This window comes from Pseudomonas sp. Colony2, assembly GCF_019382755.1.
Lineage (GTDB): Bacteria > Pseudomonadota > Gammaproteobacteria > Pseudomonadales > Pseudomonadaceae > Aquipseudomonas.
Genome location: NZ_CP080030.1, coordinates 2,221,656 through 2,222,091 on the forward strand (window position 1 = coordinate 2,221,656; position 436 = coordinate 2,222,091).

Consider the following 436-nt stretch of genomic DNA (forward strand, 5'->3'; position numbering starts at 1 on the left):
TCTCCAAGCGCAGCAAGGTCGAGGCCAGCGTCAACCAGGCCCTGGACAACTACGGATCGTTGTACTTGAACCTGAGCAAGCAGAACTACTGGGGTACGTCCCGGGAAGACAAGCAGATGCAGCTGGGTTTCAACACCCAGTACAAGGGTGTGACCTATGGCGTATACGCCAGCAAGACCCTGACAGACGACTTTGGCTCCAACAACCAGGTGGTTTTCACAGTGTCTATGCCCCTTGGACAAACCCGCAGCACCGGTACGTTCAGCGTCACCCGCAACAATGACGGCAGCCTCGACCAGCGGGCCGGTCTTAGCGGTCGCGATGGCAACCTGAACTACAACGTCAACGCCAACCGCGTGGAAAACACCGGCAACAACGGCTCTGCGTTGCTGGGCTACCGCGCACCGTTTGCCCAATTGGGTGCCGGTGTGAGTGT

The 436-nt window shown here is 58.5% G+C and carries 1 protein-coding gene; it reads left to right on the forward strand.

Annotated elements, in window-relative coordinates:
* On the forward strand, positions 1 to 436 hold a 436-nt coding region (locus tag JV201_RS29610), incomplete at both ends, for a fimbria/pilus outer membrane usher protein (protein WP_257903326.1).